This window comes from Eilatimonas milleporae, assembly GCF_003688555.1.
GTDB classification, from domain to species: domain Bacteria; phylum Pseudomonadota; class Alphaproteobacteria; order Sphingomonadales; family Kordiimonadaceae; genus Eilatimonas; species Eilatimonas milleporae.
This window is the reverse complement of the sequence record NZ_REFR01000010.1, coordinates 20,781-41,165: the sequence shown is the minus strand read 5'-3', so window position 1 is coordinate 41,165 and position 20,385 is coordinate 20,781. Positions and strand designations below refer to the sequence as shown.

Here is a 20,385-nt window from a genome sequence, read left to right as displayed (position 1 = left end):
AGACCGACCATGCCGCGCCGCCTTCTTACCGCTTTCATGATCCTGACCACCATGGCCCCGCACGTCATTATTATGGCCGCGATAACCGTCAACAGCGGTGACGGCCATGCCCTGGACGATACGAAAGCACGGCGGGACAAAGCGCGCGCGGCCTGGGCGGCCCTTGGCATCGAACGGTATGAAGCACCGTCCGTAGACATGTTGCAGGCGGTGCCCGTCCATGCCTTTCCCGCGATTGAAGCCGGTCAGGGCGCGGCGGCGGACAGCGCGCATTTTTACGCCATCGTAAATTTCGTCATCGGGCAATACGACCGGTCAAACGGCCGGCTCACCGCCCGCTGGAAAGGCAAATACGGCGGACCGATCGGACATCTGAACAGCTGTTTTACCGAGGACGGCAAACTTTACTGCGCCAATTCCAACCATCCGAATCTGCCAATGGCCAGTTCGATCGAAATTTTCGACACCACGACCATGACGCACCATGCCAGCAAGAGCCTGGGCGTCATGGATGAGGGCTCGCTGGTCTGGTTCGACCGCTTCCGGGGGGGCTGGATCGCCGGCTTTGCCCATTATGACGACGAAACCGGCCTGCCGTTCAAGGACCATACCTATGCCTCCATCGTCACCTTTGACGACCGGTGGCGGCGGACCGGCGGATATATGCTGCCGGCGTCCATCCTGGAGAAAATGGCGCCACAGGCCGCCTCGGGCGGGGCTGTCGGCGATGACGGGCGGCTTTATGTAATGGGCCATGACCTGCCGGAAATGTATGTGCTGGAGTTTCCCGAGATGGGCCCCGTGCTGCGGCACCGGGCCACCATCAGCGTGCCGGCGGAGGGCCAGGCCTTTGCCTTCGATCCCGCGGACCCGCGGCTGGTCTGGGCGATCAGCCGCCCGGCGCGCGAGGTCCGGGCCTTTCGGATACCTGCACTGGACTGAGGCCCTGGACTGACCCCCGTCCTGCGGTCGCGCCAAGCGGCCGAAACCACAACAAAACCGTTTCTCCGGCCTGTCCGGATCGTGCCGCTGTGTTCCAGAAGGGTTCCAGAAGGCTTGACCCGGGGCCGGATTTGCCGTTTTTGTGGGGAGGTGGTTGAAAAAGGACACAGGCCGCACGCGGAACCGCGGCGCACCAAGGGGCGGCAGATCAACGGATTGTATGGGTAATGACTGATCTGTATCAGATTCTCGGTATTCCGAGAACGGCGAGCGAGGCGGATGTGAAAAAGGCGTACCGCAAGCTTGCCAAGGACTTGCATCCCGACCGCAACAAGGACAACCCGCGGGTCGCCGAACGGTTCAAGGAGATATCGGCGGCCTACGGCATCCTGCGCGATCCGGAGCAGCGGGCCCGCTATGACCGGGGCGAGATCGACGAACAGGGCAATGAGCGCGGTTTTGCCGGCGCCGGTGCCGGAGGCGGGGGATACAGCCGTGCCTACCGCCGGTCCGGCCCGGACGAGCCCTTTGACATGGATGATGCCAGCGACATTTTTTCGGAATTCTTCCGCTTTACCGGCGGCCGCAACGCCGGCAAGGGCGGCAAGAAGACCGGTGGTGGCGCACGGAGCGCACGGGGCAAGCGCGCAAGCGCGGGCACCGGGGAACAGCGCGGCCTGGACATCACCTATGAAATCACCGTCGGGTTTGAAGAATCGATCACCGGCGGTACCCGGCGTCTGCGGCTGAGCGACGGACGGGCGGTGGACATCAAAATCCCTGCCGGCATCCAGAACGGACAGGTGATCCGCCTGGCCAAACAGGGCGGGCCTGGCATGGGCGGCGGCCCCAAGGGCGATGCCCTGGTCGAGGTTCGCGTGGCACCACACCCCTATTATCACCGCGAGGGTCTGGACATTCATCTGGACCTGCCGATCTCGATCGACGAGGCGGTTCTGGGCGGCGATATCGACGTGCCCACCCCGCGCGGGCGACTGACGGTCCGTATCCCGAAAAACTCGTCCAGCGGGCGCCGCCTGCGCCTGAAGGGCAAGGGCGTGATACGCGGGGAGGATACGGGAAACATGTATGTGACGCTGAAGATCATGCTGCCGTCCGAGCGGAATGAGGCGCTTGAAAAACTGATGCAGGAGTGGCCCGGCGGCGGCGGCAAGACCCTGCGCCGCAAGGCCGGCCTGGCGTGAGACTGCCGCGCTGAAAACGGGTCCCGACAAACATGACGGACGAAACGGGACGGTTGATGTGACGGAACGGGAAGACAGAGCGTGACGGGCACCACCGAACCGAAACGGGACGAACAAGTCCCCCCTGCCCCCGCGCAGGCATCGCCGGCTGTGCCCGCCATGGAGGCTGACGACAAGGCTGGCGACAAGACTGGCGACAAGGCTGACAACAAAACTGGCAACAAGACGGGCGGGGACGTGGGCGGCGAAACCGTCGTCATGCCGCCGCGCAGCGTGCAGCCGCCCTGGACCGTGCGTCAGCGCCGGGCCTTCGCGCAGGCCTGGGCCCTGTTCTGGCGGCATGACGGGCTGTCGGCGGCGGGCAATCTGGCCTTTCTCGCCATGTTGTCGCTGTTTCCCTTTTTGATTTTTTTCGTTTCGGTCTCGGGATTTCTCGGCCAGACGGAACGCGGGCTGGCTGCGGTCGCTTTTTTCCTGTCGGTCCTGCCGCCGGAAGTGACCAACGTGCTGGAAGGCCCGATCAACGGCATTATCAGAAACACCGGCGCGGAACTGCTGACGGGATCGGTCCTGTTCGCGCTGTGGACCGCCACCAGCGGGCTGGAGGCGGCGCGCGGCATTGTCATCCGCCTGTTCGGGCGGCGGTTCGCACCGGCCATGTGGCGCCGCCGGCTGGAAAGCTTCGGCGTGGTCATCGGGGCGTCGATCCTGCTGATCGCGGCCATGACCATGCTGGTGATCGCCCCGGCGCTGGAGCGGGCCGTCCTCGCCCTGTTTCCCGAGATCATCACAGGCGGGCTGACCCTGCTGTTCGATCTGATCCGCCTGGCGGTCAGCCCGGCGCTGCTTCTGGCGGCGCTGTATGGTATCTATCTGGCACTGATACCGCGCCGGGCGGGTGCCGCCGTGCGCCTGCCCGGCACCCTGCTGGCGCTGCTGGTGTTTCTGGGCACCGCACGGGGCATGTCGGTCTATCTGACCTATGCCGGCAGCTATGACGTCACCTATGGTTCGCTGGCCGGGGTGGTGGTGGCACAGCTTTTCTGTTTTCTCGTCAGTCTGGGGTTCATCTTTGGCGCGGCGCTGAACGCGGCCTACAGCCGCCCCCTGAAGGCGTAGGCAAAAAGACAGGGGGATCAAGGGGGGGTCACGCCGGAAATTGACCCGGCAGGCGCTTGGCAATAGTCTGCGCCCCCGAAATTACACCGTGATCGCGGCCGGATCCGGAAACCGGATCGCTTCCGGCCGACAACGAACCGGCCCGCGCGCGGCTCAGGCAGCCGCCAGGACCGGATAGCAAGAGACCAAACAGAGGTGACGTATGCTGATGAAGGGGAAAAAAGGGCTGATCATGGGGGTCGCGAACGACCGGTCCATGGCCTGGGGCATTGCCCGTAAATGCGCGGCGGAAGGGGCGGAGCTTGCCTTTTCCTATGTGGGGGAGGCATTGCAGAAACGGGTGACACCGCTGGCGGAGAGCGTCGGCTCGGACCTGGTGCTGCCATGCGATGTCTCGGACGGTGCCTCCATCGACGCCCTGTTCGACACCCTGGGAAAGACATGGGACGGCCTTGATTTTCTGGTGCATGCCATCGGCTATTCGGACAAGAGCGAGCTTCGCGGCCGCTATATCGATACAAGCCTGGACAATTTCCTGACGACGATGAACGTATCCGCCTACAGTTTCGTCGCCACCGCGCAACGCGCGGAAAAAATGATGAAAAACGGCGGTGCCATGCTGACGCTGACCTATTACGGGTCGGAAAAAGTGGTGCCGCATTATAATGTGATGGGCGTGGCAAAGGCGGCGCTGGAGGCATCGACCCGCTACATGGCGCGCGACCTGGGAGACAGAAACATCCGCGTCAACGCCATTTCCGCCGGACCGATGAAAACGCTGGCGGCCTCGGGCGTCGGGGATTTCCGCATATTGCTGAAATACAATGAACGCAACGCGCCGCTGAAGCGGAACATCACCCTGGACGATGTGGCGGGCTCGGGCCTGTATCTGCTCAGCGATCTGTCGAGCGGAGTGACCGGGGAAATCCACTATGTGGACGCCGGCTTCAACGTCACCTGCATGCCGACGGACGAGGACGCCATGCAGCGTTTCGTCGAAGGCCCCTAAAAACGAGGCTGAAAACGAGGCCGGCAAAGAAGCTGGCGGCAGGGCTGGCGGCACAGGGCCGACCGTATGCCCAACACGGCCGCCGGCTTGCCGGACGGCGATAAGAGACAACAGAGGGGGCACCGCTCCATGTCATACAATACATTCGGGCGTCTGCTCCGGGTCACCACATGGGGCGAAAGCCACGGCCCCGCCATCGGCTGCACGGTGGACGGTGTGCCGCCGGGACTGGATTTGAGCGAGGGGGACATCCAGCCCTTTCTCGACAAGCGCCGACCCGGCCAGTCCCGCTATACCACCCAGCGGCGCGAGAGCGATACGGTCCGCATCCTGTCCGGCGTATTCGAGGGCATAACCACCGGCACCCCCGTACAGCTGATGATCGAGAACATTGATCAGCGCTCGAAAGACTATGGCGATATCGCCGAAACCTATCGGCCCGGCCATGCCGATTATACCTATGACGCCAAATACGGTCTGCGCGACTATCGCGGCGGCGGACGCTCCAGCGCGCGCGAAACCGCCATGCGCGTGGCCGCCGGGGCGATCGCGCGAAAAATCCTGGGCGGCGGCGTCACGGTGCGCGCCGCCATGGTGCGGATGGGCCCGCACGGGATCGACCGCGACCGCTTCGACTGGAGCGTTGCGGCACAAAATCCGCTTTTCTGTCCGGATGCGGTTGCCGCCGATGTCTGGGCGGGCGAACTGGACGCCATCCGCAAGGCGGGCTCGTCCGTCGGGGCGGTGATCGAAGTGGAAGCCACGGGCGTTCCCGCCGGCTGGGGCGCGCCCATTTACGGCAAGCTGGATGCCGACCTGGCCGCCGCCCTGATGAGCATCAACGCCGTCAAAGGGGTTGAAATCGGGGCCGGCATGGCCGCTGCCACCCTGACGGGCGAGGACAATGCCGATGAAATTGTGCCCGGACCGGACGGCGCGCCGGCGTTTCTGAGCAACAAGGCCGGCGGCATTCTGGGCGGCATCTCCAGCGGGCAACCGGTCGTCGCCCGTTTCGCGGTGAAACCGACCAGTTCGATCCTGACGCCGCGCCGCAGTATCCGCAAGGACGGCAGCGCGACGGAAGTGATGACCAAGGGACGGCACGACCCCTGTGTCGGCATCCGCGCCGTACCCGTTGCCGAGGCGATGATGGCCCTGGTCCTGGCCGATCACATGATGCTGCACCGCGCACAGTGTGGCTAGGGGCGGCCAGCAGGCACACACAGACAGGGTGGGGACGGGACAAGGAGAACGGACATGGGAACCTGGCTGAAATATGTCGCCGGCGCGGGGCTGTTGCTGCTCGGTCTTCTGACCTATACCGCCTGGGCACCGGACATTCCGCATGACGAGTTGGTCGCGCAGTATGGCGGGCCGCCGTCCACCTTTGTCACCCTGCCCTCCGGAGCGCGGGCCCATGTGCGCGTACAGGGCAACGCCCTCGGCCCGGCGCTGGTGTTACTGCACGGGTCGAACAGTTCCCTGCACACATGGGAGCCCTGGGTCACACGGCTGAAGCGGGACTTCCGCATCGTCACCATGGACCTGCCCGGTCATGGACTGACAGGCGCCACACCGCAAGACGACTATACCTATGACGGCATGGCCGCCTTTGTGAAAGAGGCCATGGGGACGCTTGACATCAGTCCCTTTTTCCTGGGCGGAAACAGCATGGGCGGCGGTGTGGCCCTGCGCTATGCCGGCCTGTATCCGGAGGATGTGTCCGGCCTGATCCTGGTGGACGCGGCAGGGGTACCGGTGCCGCCGCACATGGAAGGCACGCGCCGTCTGCCGCTGGCCTTTCGCCTTGCCGGCACATGGTGGACCGCCTGGGCCCTGGAAGTCATCACCCCGCGCAGCCTGGCGCGCGAAGGGCTGGAGGTCAGCTTTACCGACACCAGCCTGGTGACCGACGCCATGGTGGACCGCTACTGGCATCTGGCGCGCCATCCGGGCAACCGCCGCGCCACCGCCAAACGCTTTGCCTGGTATGCCGGCGGCGGCAATGTCACCGATCCGGGCAAGGTCCGGGCCCCGGCCTTGATCCTGTGGGGCCGGGATGACGGGCTGATCCCCGTCGGCACCGGAGAAAGGCTGGCCGCCCTTCTGCCGGACGCGCGGCTGAAAATCTATGACGGTGTCGGCCACATCCCGATGGAGGAAACGCCGGACCGCTCGGCCGCGGACGCAGCCGCGTTCATCACCACCCTGAGCAACATGGACGAAACCGGCACACCCTGAGCATGGTTAGCGTCCCCGTCCAGATGTCAGCACCTACGCACGTCCAGGGTCTTCACGTCCCGGGTCTTCACGTCCCGGGTCTTCACGTCTCTGGGCTTCACGTCTCTGCGCGGATGGTGGACAGGAAATTGTCAATCTGGGCCTGAAGGTCGCTGGAACGCTGCCCCAGCTCGCGCACGGCGTCCAGAACCTCGTTCGCCTTGCTACCGGTTTCATCCGCCGCGTTGTTGACCTTTTGGATGCTGCTGGTCACCTCATTGGTGCCGGCGGAAACCTCGGCGATGTTGCGGGCGATTTCCTGGGCGGAGGCGTCCTGTTCCTCAACCGCCGAGGCGATGGAGACGGCGGTGTTGTCAATATCGCGGATGATCCCCTCGATTTCGGTCATGGCATCGACGGCGGTGTTGCTGGCCTGCTGTATGCCGGTGATCTGATCGCCGATCTGCTGGGTCGCGCTCGCCGTCTGGCTGGCCAGCGATTTCACCTCGCTGGCCACGACGGCAAATCCCTTGCCGGCTTCGCCGGCGCGGGCGGCCTCGATCGTGGCGTTGAGGGCCAGCAGGTTCGTCTGTTCGGCGATATCATTGATCAGGCTTACAATATCGCCGATTTCCTGGGCCGCGGTTTTCAACTGAGCGATATCGTGACCGGCGCGTTCCGTACGCGACACGGCGGAGCGCGCGGCGGTCGAGGACTGGCCGGTCTGGTCCGCGATCTCACGCACCGAGCCGGACAGTTCATCCGCCGCATTCGCCACGGTCTGGGCGTTGGTGTTGGCGGCCTCCGCCGCCTGACCGACGACCTGCGCATTGCTGGCACTGTCATTGGCGGTACGGGTCATCACCTGGGCCGCGGCTTCCATCTCGGACGCGGATTGGGCGAAAGACTGGACAACGGACTTAACGGAGGCCTCGAAATTGTCGGCCATGGACAACATGGCGGCACGGCGTTCCGTCCGTGCCTTTTCATCCGCCTCCTCGGCGAGGCGACGACGCTCGGCCTCCCGCTCGGCCTCGCGGGTCTGGCGCTCCTGCTCTTCACGGCGTTCGCGCTCGGCACGCTCCTCGGCGTCGGCCTGCAATTCCTCGACCTTGCGGGCATTGTCTCGGAAGATCCGCACCGCCCCGGTAATCTGGCCGACCTCATCCCGGGCATCCGTATCCGGGATGACGACAGTCAGATCGCCGTCCGCCAGACGCATAATGTTCTGCGTCAGGGTCCGCAGCGGCGTGATCGATAAAACCGACCAGAGGGCAATCCCGCCCCCGAGCAGCACGGCCACAAGGGTCAGCACCAGCATGAGGACCTGAAACCCTTCCGCAACGTCGCGCGTATCGGCCGTCAGTTGCTGATTGTTGGCTTCCTGCAGGTCGATGAATTGGTTGATCCGGCGCAGCCATTCGGTAAAGGCGGGACGGGCATCGCGCAGCAGCACCCTCTTGGCCCGGTCGCTGTCACCGGCATTGTAAGCGGACATGACCTGCTGGACATATGGCAGGGTGCGGGCCTCGATCTCCTTTATGCTGGCCAGAATGCGCCGTTCCTCGGCGGTGATATCGTCCCGTTCGGCAAACATGCGGTCCATGCGCCGGGCGGAGTCCTCATAATCCTGTTCAAGCCGCTGAATATCCCGGAAGGTATCCTGCAAATCGCCCGCATCCATCAGCAGCACCACGTCGCGGATCGCAATGGCCCGGTCATGGACACTGCCCCTGAAATTGATGGCGTAACGCTGTTTGACGCTGTTCAGGTCGTTGATGGACGTCAGGTTTCTGTCGATCTGTCCCACTTCCGTAATGCCGATGACGGACAGGATGATCATCAGGGCAAAAACGACTGAAAACCCGATAATGAGCCGACTGCTGATCCTGATATTCTTCAAACTGAACATATATCCCCCTTCCGTCCGATCATGCCTTTTTTACAGCGTCTTCATTTTTTACAGGGTATTCCCTGACCCGCATCGATTGGCCTGCATAGTGCCGGGCCCACAGTCTGCGACCGGTTACGGGTCCGTTATTCAGACGCGGAGTATTGCCCTTCCCGCATGGTCATGAAAAGCGGGAACACACCGGATCCGGTCAAACCACGCTTTTTGCAATGGTCATCAAAATGCGCCTTCCCGCACAACGGATTAAATCTGTTCGCGGTCACGTGAAACTCACTTTATCGTGCAAAAATTTTCTTCTTTAAAGAGAAAAACACACGCTTTCACACCCGACGGATATAAGCGGAAATCCCTGTCCGGCAGCGGCTTTCGCAAGGCCGTTCGTTATCGCAGGAACAAGCCGACCAGTTCCACATGAGACGACCAGAGAAACTGGCCGACAGGCTGTACCCAGTGGAGATGATATCCGCTGTCGATCAGGATACGGGCATCGCGTGCGAAGGTGGCGGGATTACAGGATACGCTGACCACACGGGGGACCGTCCCGGCGGACAGTTCGGCGACCTGAGCGGCGGCACCGGCACGCGGCGGGTCCAGAACGACCGCATCAAAACGGGCAAGCACGTCCGCCGTCAACGGACGGCGGAACAGGTCCCGGTGTTCAACCGTCAACCGGTGCGTCGATGCCGCCGCCCCGGCCGCCCCCCTCAGGGCCGTCACAGCGGCACCATCACCTTCAACGGCGAGAACGGCACGGCCACGCGCCAGCGGCAGGGAAAATGTGCCAATGCCGGCAAACAGGTCGACAATGCGGCGGCTACCCTCCACCGCCGACAACACCGCATCGCGCAACGCCCGCTCTCCCTCGGCGGTTGCCTGCAGGAAACCACCGGGCGGCAGGGCGCTCGGCACACCGTCAAAGCGCATGACGGGCTGACGGCGGATCAGGATGGGGTCCATCAATCCACGATCACGCCAATGCAGGGCGGCGATATCGTTGGTCCCGGCCCAGTCGGTCAGGATGTCACGGTCCTGCAATGTCGCCGCACGGTCCATGTCCAACAGGACATCCATTCCGCTATCCGTGGCCGTCAGGATGATCCCGGCCCGGCCGCGACCGGCCAGGAGCACGGCCAGTGTGTCACGCAGGCCCGGAAACAGCGCAACCAGACTGTCGCGGGCAACCGGGCATGCGGTTATATCCACAAGCCGGTGGCTGCCCCGCGCGTTGAAGCCGAGGCGGACACCTTCATCCCGCCCTTCCGCCTTCAGGCTGATCCGGCGCCGGCTTGCCGGCGGACTGACCGCCGCCGCCCTTACGGGCACACCCGAAATCCCCTGATGTTGCAATGTATCCCGCACCCTGTCGGCCAGAAACGCGGCATAACATGTATCATCAAGAAACTGGAGCTGACAGCCGCCGCACATCCCAAAGACGGCACAGGGCGGCCTCCGCCGATCCGGACTTGGCATAACAAGACGCACAAGACTGCCTTCCACCCCGAAACGGCGGTGTGCGCCCAGACGCACGTCCGCCCGGTCCCCGGGCATTGTGCCGGGCACGAAAACCGATACGGGGGTCCCGTCTTCGAGCCGGTGCGCGGCGATACCGTCCCCACGTCCGCCAAGGGTTTCAATAGTGAGCGTCACGACCGGTCCGTCCGCGGGCTCTCGCCGGCCGGACCGCTTACCTCGCCGTGGCCTGCGCGTCTGCCTTGATCGCATGGATCAGAAATTCCCTGTTGCCATCGGGTCCGGTGACGGGACTTTCGGTCAGCCCCGCGACAGTCCAGCCGGGCTGTGCGCCGAGCCAGCCGGATATATCCGCGCACACGGTGTCGTGCAAGGCAGGATCGCGCACGACGCCGCCCTTGCCAAGGCGCTGGCGGCCCACTTCGAACTGCGGTTTGATCAGGGCGATCATATGACCGCCGGGACGCACCAGTGCCATCCCCGCCGGCAGCAGCGTTTTCAGCGAGATGAAACTGGCGTCGCAGACGAGAAGATCCACAGGCACCGGAATATCATCCCCGGTCAGGTGGCGGGCATTGGTTCCCTCCAGCACCGTGACGCGTGCATCGGCGCGCAGAGTCTCCGCCAGTTGGCCGTGCCCCACATCGACAGCGAAAACCCTTACCGCGCCATGGTGCAGGGCGACATGGGTAAACCCGCCTGTCGACGCACCGATATCGAGCACGACAGCGCCCTCGGGCATCACGGCAAAATGGGACAGCGCCTTGTCCAGCTTGATCCCGCCCCGGCTGACCCACGGATGATCGCGCCCCTTCAGATGGAGAGAGCCGTCGCAAACCACCATCTGTCCGGGTTTCTCAATCCTGATATCGCCCCCGTAAGCGTGCCCGGCCCGGATCAGCGCCTGAGCGCGCGCCCGGCTTTCCGCCAAGCCACAGGCCACCAATGCCACGTCCGCACGTTGTCTGCCCGCCTTCGACATCACGGGCGGCAAGGATCAGGCCGAGGCCGGACGGTCAACGGTCATATCCGACAGGTCGTTATGGCCAAGTGCTTTCAGAACGGCGCGCACAATACCGGCCGCGTCAAGACCGGCATCGGCATACATCGCCCCCGCATTGTCATGATCCTGGAAACGGTCGGGCAGCTTCAACGCGCGGACCTTCAGGCCACCGTCCAGCAGTCCCTCGTCGGCCATATAATCCATCACATGGGCACCGAAGCCGCCGATGCTGCCTTCCTCGACCGTCAGAAGCAATTCATGACCCGCTGCCAGATCCTGAACCAGACGGCTGTCCAAAGGCTTGGCGAAACGCGCATCGGCGACAGTGGTTGACAGGCCGCGGGCCTCCAGCGCATCGGCGGCCTTCAAAGCCTCGTCCAGGCGGGCCCCGAGGGAGAGGATGGCGATCTTGCTGCCATGGCGGACGATACGGCCCTTGCCGATTTCAAGCGGCACACCCTTTTCCGGAAGATCGACACCCGTACCCTCACCGCGCGGATAGCGTACGGCGGACGGTCTGTCGTCAATGGAGGCCGCAGTCGCCACCATATGGCGCAGTTCGGCCTCATCCGCCGCCGCCATGACGATGAAATTCGGCAGGCTCGCCAGATAGGTGATATCGAAACTGCCGGCATGGGTGGGGCCATCCGCCCCGACAAGGCCGGCCCGGTCTATGGCAAAGCGCACGGGCAATTTCTGCACCGCCACGTCATGCACCACCTGATCATAGGCACGCTGGAGAAATGTGGAATAAATGGTCGCAAAGGGTTTGTATCCCTCGCACGCGAGGCCGGCAGCAAATGTCACGGCATGCTGTTCCGCGATCCCCACGTCGAAGGTGCGGTCAGGATAGGCCTTTTCAAAGCGGTTCAGCCCCGTCCCCGACGGCATGGCGGCGGTTATGGCAACAATTTTATCGTCGTCCGCAGCCAGATCGATCAGGGTATCGGCAAACACATTGGTATATGTGGGCGCTTTCGGCGCGGATTTCTGCTTTTCGCCGGTGACGACATTGAATTTCGGCACGGCATGGTATTTTTCAGCGTTCGGATCTGCAAAGGGGTGACCATGCCCCTTTTCCGTCACCACATGGATCAGAATGGGACCATGCGGTGCGTCCCGGACATTTTCCAGGATGGGCAACAAATGGTCGAGATTGTGCCCGTCAACAGGCCCCACATAATACAGGCCCAACTCGTCGAACAGGGTTGAACCGGTGACCATGCCACGTGCGGATTCCTCGGCCAGGCGCGCGCGGTCCGCAAGGGGCTTGGGCAGGATTTTCAGAAATTTCTTGCTGAAGTCCCGCAATGTCAGGAAGGATCGGCTGGACAGGATACGGGCCAGATAGGCACTCATCGCACCGACGGCGGGCGCAATGGACATGTCATTGTCATTCAGAATGACGATCAGGCGGTTATCGGCCTGTTCGGCATTGTTCATCGCTTCATAGGCCATGCCGGCGCTGATGGCACCGTCCCCGATGACCGCAATGCTTTGCCGTTTGCTTCCGGCCAGCTTGTTGGCCACGGCCATGCCCAAGGCCGCACTGATCGAGGTTGACGAATGCCCGGCCCCAAAGGGATCGAATGCACTCTCGGATCGCTTGGTGAAGGGGGACAGGCCACCCCCCTGGCGAATGGTCCGGATACGGTCCCGCCGCCCGGTCAGGATTTTGTGCGGATAAGCTTGGTGCCCGACATCCCAGATCAGGCGGTCATGCGGCGTATCGAAAACATAATGCAGGGCCACCGTCAGTTCGACAACACCCAGCCCGGCCCCGAAATGGCCGCCTGTCATGGATACGGCACTGATCATCTCGGTTCTCAGCTCATCGGCCAATTGCCGCAATCGGGCTTTCGGCAGCCGGCGCAAATCCTCGACGGACCCTATTGTATCCAGAAGCGGTGTTTCAGGCTGTACGGTCAAGGCATTCATCCATTACTTGAGCACTAATTCTATCACGCTGATACATGACTGACAAAACGCTCTGCCTGCCCGGCAAACCGATATTCAGACACCGGACTGTTTAACATCCGGTTATCCGCTACCCGGTTGTTTGGCAATCACGACAGCGATTTGCAATAGGACATATGGTCCCCGCTGACCCGTCCGTCCAGATTTATCGGAAAAGCGCGGCTCAGGCCCGGCGCGATATGACAAATTGGGCAACCGCTCTCAACAGGGACGCGCGCTCATCAAACAGGCTCAGATGCTCGATCGCCTGTTCGGCCAGCATATGCGCCTGCTGACGGGCACGGCCAGCCCCCATCAGGGCAACAAGGGTTGCCTTGCCCTGGCGCCCGTCCTTCTGGGCCGCCTTGCCCATGATCATCGGATCACCCTCGACATCCAGAAGGTCGTCAGCGATCTGGAAGGCAAGACCGAGATCGCGGGCATAGCCTTGCAGGGAATGACGCTCGCGCTTTTCCGCACGGCCCAATATGGCCCCAGCTTCCGCCGATGCACTGATCAAGGCACCGGTTTTCATCTGCTGAAGACGGTAGATCGCCGCCTCGTCCAGTTCATGGTCACCGGCGGTGATGTCGATCATCTGGCCGCCGACCATGCCATGGTGGCCTGAGGCCTGCGCAAGCGTCCGCACAAGTTCCAGGCGCACCCCTTTGTCCTTGTGGGTCTTTTCATCGACCAGAATGTCAAAGGCCAGCGTCAACAGGGCATCGCCCGCGAGAATAGCCGTGGCATCGTCAAAAGCCTTATGGACGGTGGGACGGCCCCGCCGCACATCGTCATCATCCATCGCCGGCAGGTCGTCATGAATCAGCGAATAGGTGTGCACGCATTCTATGGCAGCGGCCACGCGCAGCGCCTGCTGGCGGTTCACATCGAACAGTTCGGAGCTTGCCAGCACAAGAAAGGGACGCAGTCTTTTACCGGGAGAGAAAATCGCATACCGCATGGCGTCAACCACGCGCGCCTCAGGGCCGTCGGGAACCGCCAGCATGGGATCGAGCACCCGTTCCACCGCGCCGGAGGTCGCCTTCAGCGCCTGCAAAAGCGGGTTTGTCCCCGTCATGGATTGGAATCTCTGTCGGAATCGCCGACATCCAGCGGGGCCGCGCCCACCGGGCCGCCCTCGCCCAGTGTCAGTTTCTCAATCTTGGCCTGGGCCCCTTTCAGCTTGGCATCGCAGTGTGCCTTCAGGGCCGTACCACGGGCGTACAGGTCGATGGATTCCTCAAGCGAGGCGCCGCCCGATTCCAACCGGCTGACCACATCCTCCAGCGCCATCATGGCATCTTCAAAGGTCATGGCCTGGATTTGGGCTTTCAGATCGTCTGAAATGGGGGATTCATCGGTTTTGGATGTCATGCGGATGCCTTGCTGGTGTGTCGTATGCGTGTCGCCCGTGCCGTGCTTTCAGGCACGGGCGATGTTATAAGATGCGATGCGGCGCGGTCAAAACCTTAGCACGAAAAGACACTAGGCCGCGGCATCGTGCAGGTGGAAAGGCGCCAGCGCCACCCCCGGCAAGGCCAGGGTACCGGGCGCGACCGCCTCGGCATCGAACCGCCCTTTTGCCTTGAACCGGTAAACATCGCCGTCCTGACGCCTGTCCAGCAGGCCCAAGGCTTCGAGAAGGTGACAGTGGGCCACCGCTTCGCCCAGGGCCATGAAAAAATCAAAGCCGGTGATCTTGCGGCGGTACAATGCGGGAAAGGTTTCAACCGCCGTGCGTTCCTGCCGGCAATGTTCATGCAGGGCGGCCAGCTTGTCCACATGCCCCCGGATCAGATCGTCCAGCCGGCGGTGCAGTCCCTTGAAAACCTTTCCATGCGACGGCAGCACCAGCGGATCGCCGGGTATGGCCTTCAAACGGTCAAGACTGGCGATCCAGTGGCCAAGCGGATTGGCGCGCGGCTCCCGCGCATAAACCGACACATTGGATGTAATTCTTGGCAGAACCTGATCGCCGGAAATGAACAGGGGCTCATCCAGGCAGACAAGACAGGCATGTTCCGGGCAGTGGCCACGGCCGATGACAACCTGCCAGAGACGCCCGCCAAGTTTCAAAAGCGTGCCTTCCTCCATCCGGACATACTGTCCCGGCAGGGCGGACACCCCTTTCTTGTAGCTGCCATAGCCGACGGACCGCACCATGGATTCCACCTGGCGGTCCACGCCGGCCGCCCACATGAAGTCCAGTTCGGCCTGAGGGATTTGCTGCGCCGCGCCAAGCCAAAGGGTCTGCGCCAGAAGATATTCCGTCTGTGTCATCCAGAATTCGGCACCATGACGTTCGCACAGCCACCCGGCCAGTCCCAGATGGTCGGGATGCAGATGGGTTGCGATCACCCGCCCTATGGGCTTTCCGTCGAGAACCCTGTCCTCGAGGTCAAACCAGACCTGCCGGCCGCGTTCCCCCTTGGCGCCGGTATCGATCAACGTCCAGGAGTCCCCTTCATCAAATAGGTAGACATTGATATGGTCGAGCGACCACGGCAGCGGAATACGCGCCCAGATCAGCCCATCGGCCAATTGCAGAACACTGACACCATCCGGCACGGCATCCACCGGATAGGTCAGTTTCTCCCCCGCACTGGCGGCACGTACGCTGTCCCGGTGGTCGGCGATGCGCGGTGCCTCGGCGCTGCTGACAGCGTCATCCCCGGCGACAGTTTCATCAGGTATCGCTTCCTCAGGCACGGGCGAAATCCTCTTCGTCCAGATCGAACAGATGGGCGGCGCCCCCCTTGACCGGACCGAGAAGGGCTGTCGCCGCCGGCAGGATCTGCTCAATGAAAAAGCGGGCCGTGGCGATTTTCGCCCGGAGGAAAGCGGGATTGCCCTCGCCCGCCGCCAAACGCCTCTCGGCCTCCATCGCCTGACGGGCGAGGAGATAGGCGCCTAGCACCGTACCGAACAGACGCAGATAAGGGGTCGCCGCCCCGGCGGTATCGACGATCCGCTCGAACCCGTTGGCGAACAGGGTTTCCGCCGCGTCCTGCAAAGCCGCGATTCCCGCCATCAATGTTTCCTGTTGCGGCGCCATGGCACGGTCCATCCCCTGACAGAAGGTCCGCATCTCATCGATCAGGGCGCGCCAGTGCGCGCCGCCGTCCGCATTCAGTTTCCGCCCCACCAGATCCAGTGCCTGAATGCCGTTCGTGCCTTCATAAATCGGGGCGATACGAGCGTCGCGGTAATGTTGCGCCGCACCGGTTTCCTCGACAAAGCCCATGCCGCCATGGACCTGAATGCCGAGCGACGCGGCCTCGACCCCCAGATCGGTGGAGAAGGCCTTGGAAACCGGGGTCAACAGATCGGCCTCGCCCTCGGCGGCCTTGCGGCCTTCGGGGTTTTCCAGTTTGTGAGACCTGTCCATGGCCCAGGCATTCCGGTAGATGATGGCCCGGCTGGCCTCGGCATAGGCGCGCATGGTCATCAGCATACGGCGCACATCGGGGTGGTGGACGATGGTGACGGCATCCCGGGTCTTGGCCCCGATGGCAGCGGACTGCACCCGCTCACGGGCGTAGATCACAGCTTTCTGATAGGCCCGTTCGGCGATTGCCACACCTTCCAGGCCGACACCGACGCGGGCATGGTTCATCATGGTGAACATATTGCGCATGCCGCGATTTTCCTCGCCGACGATATAGCCGACACACTTGCCCTCGTCGCCGAAAGACATGACGCAGGTGGGACTGGCATGGATGCCCAGCTTATGCTCAAGGCTGACGCACCGCACATCGTTGCGCGCGCCCAGGGTGCCATCCGCATTGACGAGGAACTTCGGCACCACGAACATGGAAATCCCGCGCGTGCCCTCGGGCGCGCCGGGCAGGCGCGCGAGGACGAGGTGGACAATGTTTTCGGCCAGGTCATGCTCGCCCCAGGTGATATAGATTTTCTGACCCGTGATCAGATAGGACCCGTCGGGCTGTTTTTCCGCCTTGGACCGCAAAGCGCCGACGTCGGAGCCCGCCTGGGGCTCCGTCAGATTCATGGTGCCTGTCCAGGCGCCGGATATCAGCTTCGGCAGATAGAGGGATTTCTGCTCATCGCTGCCATGGGCCGTCAGGGCAGAAATCGCACCGGATGTCAGAAGCGGGTTCAGGCTGTAGGCCATATTGGCGGAGGTGACCATTTCCGTCACGGCCATGGCAAGGGCGCCGGGCAGGCCCTGTCCGCCATATTCACTGTCGAAGGCCAGCGTCGGCCACCCGCCGTCCACATAGGCCCGGTGCATAGCCTTGAAATCATCCGGCGTCTTTACCACACCATCGGTCAGGACAGCCCCCTCCCTGTCCCCGACCGGGTTTGTCGGAGCGATCACCTCGGAGGCCAGCTTGCCGGCCTCTTCCAGGACGGCGGCGACCAGATCGTCGCCCGCCTCCGCAAACCCGGGCAAGCTGGGCCAGTCGGCCATGCCGCCGACAGTTTCCAGTGCGAACTGAATTTCCTCAATCGGGGCGGAATAATCGGACATGATCGACCTCTTTGCTTCAATCAGAACGGTTCCGGGTGCCGGAATGGCTTGCGGGCATAAAGCCGTCCGGGTAAACCGGGCCGGCACTGTCCCGAACAGGCGACGGCATTTCGCATGACACCCATTTCATATTGCGAACAAGGCGGGCCACGATAGAATTTGTGCATGGCGAAAACAATAGGTCAAATCCTGCCCGCCGGGGATGAGGCGGCCCGTGAAACGGCTGCCCGCCTGCTGCGCAAGGGCGCCCTTGTCGCGCTGCCGACGGAAACGGTTTACGGCCTGGGCGCGGACGCCACGCAGGGTTCGGCGGTCAGGGCCATATATGCGGCCAAGGGCCGCCCCGCCTACAATCCGTTGATATGCCATGTGGACGGCCCTGAAATGGCCCACCGACATGTCATCGTGCCGGAGGCGGCGGACCGTCTGATGAAACATTTCTGGCCCGGCCCCCTCACCCTGGTTCTGAAGCGCCGCCCCGACAGCACCATCGCCCGGGAAGTCACGGCGGGACTTGATACGCTGGCCGTGCGGTGCCCGGATGTTTCTGCGGCACGGGACGTCATCCGCCGGCTCGGCAGACCCGTCGCCGCCCCCAGCGCCAATCTCTCGGGCCATGTGTCGCCCACCACACCGGCCCATGTATCGGAGGACATGCTGACCGGCGTCGCCCTGATCCTCGATGCCGGCCCGACCAGGCTGGGGATAGAATCAACCATCGTCGGCATTGACGATGCGGGCGTCAGTCTGCTGCGTCCCGGCAGCATCACCGCCGAGCAGATCATGGACACCACCGGAATGCCCCTGCAACAGCAGGATAGACATGCCGCATCCGGCAGCGGCCGGACGCCGGCCGTGACCGCGCCCGGTCAGCTTGCCAGCCATTATGCCCCCAGTGCCGCCGTGCGTCTGAACACAACGGCACCGGCACCGGGGCGGGTGCGTATCGGTTTCGGCCGTTCTTCGGGGGATTTCAATCTGAGCCCGGACGGCGACCTGAGGGAAGCGGCCGCCAATCTGTTTGCCATGCTGCGCGCCGCGGATGCGCGTCTGGGAGCCGGAGCTACGGGAGAAATCGCCATTGCCCCCATCCCGGCGGAAGGCATCGGGATCGCCATAAACGACCGGCTGTCCCGCGCCGCCGCCCCGAAGAATGCCCGGCAGGATGAGGAGAGGGATATGGCGGAGCCAGCACCGGATAACGGCACGGGGATATCCACGCCATGACGGCACTGTCGGAGCATTTGGCCGCATTGCGGGCGCTCGTCGGTGAAGACAGTGTCACAGACGACCCGGCACGGATCGCCCCCCACATGGCCGACTGGCGGGGCCGGTATACCGGCAGCACCGACATCATGCTGATGCCCGGCGATACCGACGCCTTGTCCCGCGCCGTGCGCTATTGCCATGACCATGGACTGCCGGTGGTCCCGCAGGGCGGCAATACGGGACTGGTCGCCGGCGGCCTGCCGGGACTGAACGGACGCCGCGAAATCCTTGTCAGCCTGAAAAGGATGACATCGGTCATCCACGTGGACGCAGACGACCATTCGCTGCTGGCGGAAGCGGGCTGCACCATTGCCGCCGTACAGGATGCCGCCGAAAAAGCCGGCCGGATGTTTCCCCTGTCCCTGGCATCGGAAGGCAGCTGCACGGTGGGCGGCACCATCGCCACCAATGCCGGCGGCGTTCATGTCATCCGCTATGGCACGATGCGGCGTCTGGTCCTCGGGGTGGAAGCGGTCCTGGCGGACGGGAAAATCTTCGAAGACCTGTCCCCGCTGCGCAAGGACAATCGCGGTTACGATCTGAAACAGCTTCTGATCGGCAGCGAAGGCACACTTGGTATTATCACAAAGGCCACACTTCAACTGAGCCCTGCGGAAAAGAGCCGAGCCACCGCCTTCATTGCGGTGCGGGATCCGGGCGCGGCCCTTGAGCTGTTGTCTCTGGCCCGTGACCATGGCGGAGACAGGGTTTCCGTCTTTGAACTGATCTGCGAGACCGGCCTTGAGATGGTTCTGACCCATATTCCGGGAACACGCCGGCCTTTCGAGCATATCAGCCCCTGGTATGTTTTGTTGGAACTGGGCGGCGCAGAAGCGCGGTCCGGGTTGACCGGACCACTTGAAAAACTTCTGGAGAATGCTCTTGAGGCCGGCCTGGCGCAGGATGCCTCCATCGCCCAGTCGAACCGCCAGCGGAGTGAATTCTGGCGTCTGCGGGAAAGCCTGTCGGAGGCACAGTCCAAGGAAGGCGCCAGCGTCAAGCATGACATTTCCGTCCCCGTCGGCAAGGTCCCGGCATTTCTGACCGTTGCGACACCCGCGCTTGAGGCTGCCTTTCCCGGTATCCGGGTCACGCCCTTCGGCCATATGGGTGACGGCAACCTGCACTTCAACGTGATGCAGCCGAAAGGTGCCGAAAAGGGAGATTTTCTCGCCCTTTGGGACGGTATGAACCGGATGGTCCATGATTTTGTCACAGATCACGGCGGCTCCATTTCGGCAGAGCATGGCATCGGCACCATCAAACGGGGGGAACTGGCGCGCCTCAGCACCCCGGCACGGCTGGAGACACAGCGCGCCATCAAAAAGGCCCTGGACCCGAAGGGCATCCTGAACCCCGGCGCTCTTTTCAACTGAAACCATCCCTGGTCAACTGAAACCAACCCCGGCATCCGTCCGATATGTGATTGTGCCCTATGTGACTGTGCTGTGCCCAGGGCATGACAGTGGCCGGCACTTGGGGCGTGCATGCCCAACAAAGTGCATAATCGGCCGTCCGTATAGCTTGGGAGACAAAAAAAAGGCGGACATGACTGTCCGCCCCACAAAGTCTATCCGAAACGCTCAGGCAAACGCAGCGGATACTCACTCCGAACAGTTTCACAGCCTCAGGCAATGCTGTAAAACGCCATTATTATCGCAGTCTTCGTGCCAAGGCGTGAATGGTATTTAATATCAAAGACTTAGAGAAACATAAGCCAGGACATGATCTATAACGATACAGGCAAAACGGGAAAAAATGTTCCATTACGAAACATGGTTC

General features: G+C 62.9%; 16 protein-coding genes. 8 read left to right on the top strand and 8 right to left on the bottom strand.

The window, feature by feature from the left end; translation table 11 throughout:
• Positions 1 to 9: 9 nt before the first annotated feature.
• The 6 genes from BXY39_RS05065 (at position 10) to BXY39_RS05040 (ending at position 6,516) form a co-directional block, all read left to right on the top strand.
• Positions 10 to 942 carry a hypothetical protein gene (locus tag BXY39_RS05065; RefSeq protein WP_121937779.1) on the top strand — a complete coding sequence of 311 codons (933 nt, stop codon included), beginning with the start codon at positions 10 to 12 and terminating at the stop codon, positions 940 to 942.
• 227 nt (positions 943 to 1,169) lie between these two features.
• Positions 1,170 to 2,147 (top strand): DnaJ C-terminal domain-containing protein, encoded by a 978-nt coding sequence (locus tag BXY39_RS05060; RefSeq protein WP_121937778.1) that lies wholly within the window; start codon positions 1,170 to 1,172, stop codon positions 2,145 to 2,147.
• 81 nt (positions 2,148 to 2,228) lie between these two features.
• Positions 2,229 to 3,266: a YihY/virulence factor BrkB family protein gene (locus BXY39_RS05055; protein ID WP_121937777.1), complete on the top strand. Its 1,038-nt coding sequence runs from the start codon at positions 2,229 to 2,231 to the stop codon at positions 3,264 to 3,266.
• A 202-nt stretch (positions 3,267 to 3,468) separates the two neighbouring features.
• A complete protein-coding gene (locus BXY39_RS05050) occupies positions 3,469 to 4,275 on the top strand; it encodes an enoyl-ACP reductase FabI (protein WP_121937776.1) in 807 nt (268 codons plus the stop codon).
• Between the two features lie 129 nt (positions 4,276 to 4,404).
• Positions 4,405 to 5,478: a chorismate synthase gene (aroC, locus tag BXY39_RS05045; RefSeq protein WP_121937775.1), complete on the top strand. Its 1,074-nt coding sequence runs from the start codon at positions 4,405 to 4,407 to the stop codon at positions 5,476 to 5,478.
• 54 nt (positions 5,479 to 5,532) lie between these two features.
• Positions 5,533 to 6,516 (top strand): alpha/beta fold hydrolase, encoded by a 984-nt coding sequence (locus tag BXY39_RS05040; protein WP_121937774.1) that lies wholly within the window; start codon positions 5,533 to 5,535, stop codon positions 6,514 to 6,516.
• A 97-nt stretch (positions 6,517 to 6,613) separates the two neighbouring features.
• On the opposite strand, the gene BXY39_RS05035 is transcribed toward BXY39_RS05040, so the two are convergent.
• The 8 genes from BXY39_RS05035 to BXY39_RS05000 all read right to left on the bottom strand — a co-directional run bounded on the left by BXY39_RS05035 (position 6,614) and on the right by BXY39_RS05000 (position 17,334).
• On the bottom strand, positions 6,614 to 8,407 hold the full coding sequence (locus BXY39_RS05035) for a methyl-accepting chemotaxis protein (protein WP_121937773.1): 1,794 nt from the start codon (positions 8,405 to 8,407) through the stop codon (positions 6,614 to 6,616).
• Between the two features lie 381 nt (positions 8,408 to 8,788).
• Complete coding sequence (locus BXY39_RS05030) at positions 8,789 to 10,054, bottom strand: class I SAM-dependent RNA methyltransferase (RefSeq protein ID WP_170163639.1); 1,266 nt, start codon at positions 10,052 to 10,054, stop codon at positions 8,789 to 8,791.
• Between the two features lie 37 nt (positions 10,055 to 10,091).
• A complete protein-coding gene (locus BXY39_RS05025) occupies positions 10,092 to 10,859 on the bottom strand; it encodes a TlyA family RNA methyltransferase (protein WP_121937771.1) in 768 nt (255 codons plus the stop codon).
• 15 nt (positions 10,860 to 10,874) lie between these two features.
• Positions 10,875 to 12,809, bottom strand: coding sequence for a 1-deoxy-D-xylulose-5-phosphate synthase (dxs, locus tag BXY39_RS05020; protein WP_121938356.1), 1,935 nt, complete (start codon positions 12,807 to 12,809; stop codon positions 10,875 to 10,877).
• Between the two features lie 211 nt (positions 12,810 to 13,020).
• A complete protein-coding gene (locus tag BXY39_RS05015; RefSeq protein ID WP_121937770.1) occupies positions 13,021 to 13,917 on the bottom strand; it encodes a polyprenyl synthetase family protein in 897 nt (298 codons plus the stop codon).
• Entirely contained in the window at positions 13,914 to 14,213 is a 300-nt protein-coding gene (locus BXY39_RS05010) for an exodeoxyribonuclease VII small subunit (RefSeq protein WP_121937769.1), read from the bottom strand. The genes BXY39_RS05015 and BXY39_RS05010 overlap by 4 nt, the downstream gene beginning before the upstream one ends.
• A gap of 111 nt (positions 14,214 to 14,324) precedes the next feature.
• Positions 14,325 to 15,548, bottom strand: a complete 1,224-nt coding sequence (locus BXY39_RS05005) for an MBL fold metallo-hydrolase (RefSeq protein WP_170163638.1) — start codon at positions 15,546 to 15,548, stop codon at positions 14,325 to 14,327.
• Positions 15,541 to 17,334, bottom strand: coding sequence for an acyl-CoA dehydrogenase C-terminal domain-containing protein (locus tag BXY39_RS05000; protein WP_121937767.1), 1,794 nt, complete (start codon positions 17,332 to 17,334; stop codon positions 15,541 to 15,543). Before BXY39_RS05000 ends, BXY39_RS05005 begins: the two co-directional genes overlap by 8 nt.
• 165 nt (positions 17,335 to 17,499) lie before the next feature.
• Here BXY39_RS05000 and BXY39_RS04995 point away from each other — a divergent pair, with 165 nt between their 5' ends.
• Together BXY39_RS04995 and BXY39_RS04990 are read left to right on the top strand one after the other, a co-directional pair.
• Complete coding sequence (locus BXY39_RS04995) at positions 17,500 to 18,561, top strand: L-threonylcarbamoyladenylate synthase (RefSeq protein WP_121937766.1); 1,062 nt, start codon at positions 17,500 to 17,502, stop codon at positions 18,559 to 18,561.
• Positions 18,558 to 19,979 (top strand): FAD-binding oxidoreductase, encoded by a 1,422-nt coding sequence (locus BXY39_RS04990; RefSeq protein ID WP_121937765.1) that lies wholly within the window; start codon positions 18,558 to 18,560, stop codon positions 19,977 to 19,979. The genes BXY39_RS04995 and BXY39_RS04990 overlap by 4 nt, the downstream gene beginning before the upstream one ends.
• The last annotated feature ends 406 nt before the right edge of the window (positions 19,980 to 20,385 follow it).